General features: G+C 75.3%; 4 protein-coding genes. 3 read left to right on the forward strand and 1 reads right to left on the reverse strand.

Annotated features, from left to right (window positions below):
* Positions 1 to 838: 838 nt before the first annotated feature.
* Entirely contained in the window at positions 839 to 1,468 is a 630-nt protein-coding gene (locus AB0917_RS33790) for an alpha-ketoglutarate-dependent dioxygenase AlkB (protein ID WP_366823531.1), read from the reverse strand.
* 135 nt (positions 1,469 to 1,603) lie between these two features.
* Here AB0917_RS33790 and AB0917_RS33795 point away from each other — a divergent pair, with 135 nt between their 5' ends.
* The 3 genes from AB0917_RS33795 to AB0917_RS33805 all read left to right on the forward strand — a co-directional run.
* A complete protein-coding gene (locus AB0917_RS33795) occupies positions 1,604 to 2,764 on the forward strand; it encodes an FAD-dependent oxidoreductase (protein WP_366823532.1) in 1,161 nt (386 codons plus the stop codon).
* On the forward strand, positions 2,761 to 3,030 hold the full coding sequence (locus AB0917_RS33800) for a (2Fe-2S)-binding protein (protein ID WP_366823533.1): 270 nt from the start codon (positions 2,761 to 2,763) through the stop codon (positions 3,028 to 3,030). Before AB0917_RS33795 ends, AB0917_RS33800 begins: the two co-directional genes overlap by 4 nt.
* Positions 3,023 to 4,039, forward strand: a 1,017-nt coding sequence (locus tag AB0917_RS33805) for an FAD-dependent oxidoreductase (RefSeq protein WP_366823534.1), incomplete at its 3' end; no start/stop codon positions are given. The genes AB0917_RS33800 and AB0917_RS33805, both read left to right, overlap by 8 nt.

Below are 4,039 nucleotides of genomic sequence, written 5' to 3' on the forward strand. Positions count from 1 at the left end.
GAGAAACGCCAGTCGGTGGTGAACGACATCACGCAGTAGTCGGCGGTGACGTGGGCCAGGGTCGCGGCCAGGTCTCCGGCGGGCCGGAGCCCGGTCGGCCGGGTCGGGCTCCGCCGTCGGAGCCCTCCACAGCTGCTCCAGGGCCGCCGCACGGTTCCGGGAGGCGGCGGTGCGGGGGCGCGGCGCGCCCCGGAGCCCCACCGGCCCGGATATGCCGGTCCCCGGTATCTCGACATGCCCCATGAACCCCCCAGTCACAGTCGCACCCCCACAAACGGGACGCATCCGTCGATCCCATGGACTGACGGATGCGCCCTCGCCCGGTGCACGATATCCACACACGTGCCATTTCGCTGGAGTTCTCGTGAAGTTCAGACGGCTCGGTTCAGACACCCCCGTTCTGCCGCAACCGGCTGATCTCGCCTACAGGGGGCGGTAGTTGACAGATCAACAGATGAGTAAGCGCTTGTCGGGTGCGGCTCCCGGTGGCCGGTGCCGGAGGCTCTCACTCCGGCGCGCACCGGAGCGGGAGCACGAACCCCCTGGCGGCGACCTGCGGCGCCGGAGGGGGCGCGGCCCCTGGGCGGCCCGCCCGGGATGAAAGGGGGCGCCCGCGAGGTCGGGCGGGACCGGTCGTGCGCCTCCTGGCCCGGCGGCGGGTCAGCGGCCCGCCGCCAACGAGTGCTGCGGCGAAGAGAGTTACCCACATCACAGTGCGGGCCGTCACGGTGGGGCCCGCCGTCACCGCCCTCGGAATCAGCCCCGGCCCCGACCCGCACGATCGCAGCGCGCCCAAGCCGGGGCCGATCGGTACGGTCCCCGCGAGGTCCCGGAGCGCTCAGCGCACGCCGTCCGGCCGGAACTGGACGCTGATCCTCGGCCCCACCGCCCGTGCCGTCTTCGGGATCGCGTGCTCCCAGGTGCGCTGGCAGCTGCCGCCCATGACGATCAGGTCGCCGTGGCCGAGCGGCCGGCGTACGGGGGCGGGGCCCGGACGACGGGGCCGCAGCGCCAGGTGCCGGGGGGCTCCCACGGAGAGGATCGCGACCATGGTGTCCTCGGTGGAGCCCCGGCCGATCGTGTCACCGTGCCCGGCGACGCCGTCCCGGCCGTCCCGGTAGTAGCAGAGCCCCGCCGTGGTGAAGGGTTCGCCGAGCTCGGCCCCGTAGTGCGCGCTCAGCGCCGTACGGGCGGCTTCGAGCGCCGGGTGCGGCAGGGGGCGGCCCCTGCCGAAGAAGGCGAGCAGACGCGGGACCGCCACCACGCGCTCGTACATGACCCGCTGCTCCGCCCGCCAGGCCACCCCGCCCGCCAGCGTCTCGAACAGGGTGTCGGCCCCCTGGAGCCACTGGGGGAGTACGTCGATCCAGGCGCCGTGGCCCAGATCCGTGCGGCGCAGCCCGCTCAGGGGGCGGACGGAGACCTCCTCCTCCTGGTCGAAGAGCGAGGTCTGGAGGTGTACGGACATGGCACGAGCGTAACGCTATTCGTACGGGTGTGCGAATAGGTGAAGTCACCCCGCCGTCGGCGTTGTCTTCGGGCCGTCCGGATGTATAGCCTGAGCAATGGCATGTGACATTGCACTGAACCGCAGGGGGTGGCCATGAAAGTCGTTGTCGTGGGCGCGGGCATCGTGGGCGCCGCGTGCGCGTTCCACGCCGCCGCGGCGGGTCTCGACGTCACGGTCCTCGACCGCGGCCCCGTCGGCGCCGGCACGACCAGCCGGGGGGAGGGCAACATCCTCCTCTCCGACAAGGCGCCGGGGCCCGAACTGGAGCTGGCCCGGCTCAGCCGCGACCTGTGGGACGAGGCCGGCGAGGAGCTCGGCCCGGACACCGTGGAACTGGAGGCCAAGGGCGGCCTGGTCGTCGCGAGCACGCCCGGCGCCCTCACCACCCTGCACGCGTTCGCCGCGGGCCAGGCGGCGGCCGGCGTCCGCACCGAACCCGTCGAACGCGTCCGCGACCTCGAACCGCACATCGCGCCCGGACTCCCCGGCGGCGTCCACTACCCGCAGGACGCCCAGGTGCAGCCCGTCCTCGCGGCGGCCGGCCTGCTGCGCGCCGCCCTCCGGCGCGGCGCACGGGTGCGGACCGGTGAGGCCGTCGCCGCGGTCACCGGACCCGGCGGCCGGATCACCGGACTCCGCACCGCCGACGGCGCGGTGCTGAGCGCCGACGCCGTGGTGAACGCCGCCGGGACCTGGGGCGGCGAGGTCGGCCGACGGCTCGGCGCCCCCGTCGAGATCCTGCCGCGCCGGGGCTTCGTCCTGGTCACCGAGCCGCTGCCGCCGATGATCCGGCACAAGGTCTACTCCGCCGACTACGTCGCCGACGTCGCCTCCAGCAACGCGGGCCTGGAGACCTCGTGCGTCGTCGAGGGCACCCGGGCGGGCACGATCCTGATCGGCGCCAGCCGCGAGCGCGTCGGCTTCGACACCGCCATGAACCCGGCCGTCGTCACCGCGCTCGCCGCCCAGGCGTGCCGCCTGTTCCCCTTCCTGCGCACCACCCACCTGATCCGCGCCTACCGGGGCTTTCGCCCCTACTGCCCGGACCACCTGCCGGTCATCGGCCCCGACCCCCGCGTCCCGGGCGTCGTCCACGCCTGCGGCCACGAGGGCGCCGGCATCGGCCTCGCCCCCGCGACCGGCGCCCTGGTCACCGCCCACCTGCTCGGCCGCCCCTGGCGCGGCGCCGACCCGGCCGCCCACACCGGCCTCCTGCCCGACCGATTCCTCACCACCGGAGGTGTGCCGAAATGAGCGAGTTCGCCGTGAGCGAGTTCACCGTGGACGGCGAACCGCTGCCGTTCGTCCCGGGACAGACCCTGGCCGCCGCGCTCGTCGCCTCGGGCCGGGTCGCCTGGCGGACCACCCGGGTCGGGCGGCGGCCTCGCGGGATCTTCTGCGGGATCGGCGTCTGTTACGACTGCCTGCTGACCGTCGACGGAACGGGCGGGCAACGCGCCTGCCTGGTGCAGGCCCGCGCGGGCATGGCCGTCACCACCGAGGAGGGCGACGATGAGTGAATCCGGCGACCTCGTGGTGGTGGGCGCGGGCCCGGCCGGCATGGCGGCCGCCGCCACCGCCCTGGACGGCGGGCTGCGCGTCGTACTCGTCGACGCGGGCGCCGCCCCCGGCGGCCAGTTCTGGCGCCACCCCCCGGACCACGCGCGAGCGGCCGTCCCCACCGCGGACCTGCACCACGGCCTGCGCACCTACCGGGCGCTGCGCGCCACCCTCTCCTCCCACGCGCGCACCGGCCGGCTCACGCTGCTGCTGAACCACCACGTGTGGACCACGGCCCGCGAGGAGGACGGCTTCACCGTCCACGCCGTGGACCGGAGCCGGGCGCCCGAGGAGCGGGCCGTCGTACTGCGTGCACCGGCGCTGCTCGTGGCGACCGGCGCGTACGACCGCCAACTCCCCTTCCCCGGCTGGGACCTGCCCGGAGTGCTCACCGCCGGGGGGCTCCAGGCACTGCTCAAGGGCGGGGGAGTGGTGGCCGGCCGCCGGGTGGTCCTCGGCGGTACGGGACCCTTCCTGCTGCCGGTCGCCGCGGCGCTCGCGGCGCGCGGGGCGAAGGTCGTGGCCGTGTGCGAGGCCGCCGCGCCCACGGCCTGGCTGCGCCACCCCGTACCGCTCCTGCGCAACCCCGCCAAGTGGGTGGAGGCCGCCCGGTACGCGGGCACGCTCGCCCGGTACCGCGTCCCGGTCCGCACCCGTACCGCGATCGTCGGTGCGGAAGGAAGCGCGGAAGGAAGCGCGGAAGGGGGCGGGGCAGGGGACGGGCGGGTCGCCGTGGTGCGTACCGCCTCCCTCGGCGCGGACGGCAGCCCGCTCCCGGGAACGGAGCGCCGGATCGAGGCCGACACCGTGGGCGTCGGCTGGGGCTTCGTCCCCCAGCTCGACCTCCTCCTCCCGCTCGGCTGCGACCTCGTCGACGCCGGCGACGGCACCATGGCCGCCGCCGTCGACGACGGACAGCGCACCGGCGTGCCCGGCCTCTACGCGGCGGGCGAGACCTGCGGAGTGGGC

Source organism: Streptomyces sp. NPDC007346 (assembly GCF_040703535.1).
In the GTDB taxonomy this organism is placed as follows: Bacteria; Actinomycetota; Actinomycetes; order Streptomycetales; family Streptomycetaceae; genus Streptomyces.

What these genes read in the sequence shown, in the direction of transcription:
- AB0917_RS33790 (WP_366823531.1), bottom strand. Translation starts at nt 1,468, where the DNA reads ATGTCCGTACACCTCCAGACCTCGCTCTTCGACCAGGAGGAGGAGGTC.
- AB0917_RS33795 (WP_366823532.1), top strand. Translation starts at nt 1,604, where the DNA reads ATGAAAGTCGTTGTCGTGGGCGCGGGCATCGTGGGCGCCGCGTGCGCG.
- AB0917_RS33800 (WP_366823533.1), top strand. Translation starts at nt 2,761, where the DNA reads ATGAGCGAGTTCGCCGTGAGCGAGTTCACCGTGGACGGCGAACCGCTG.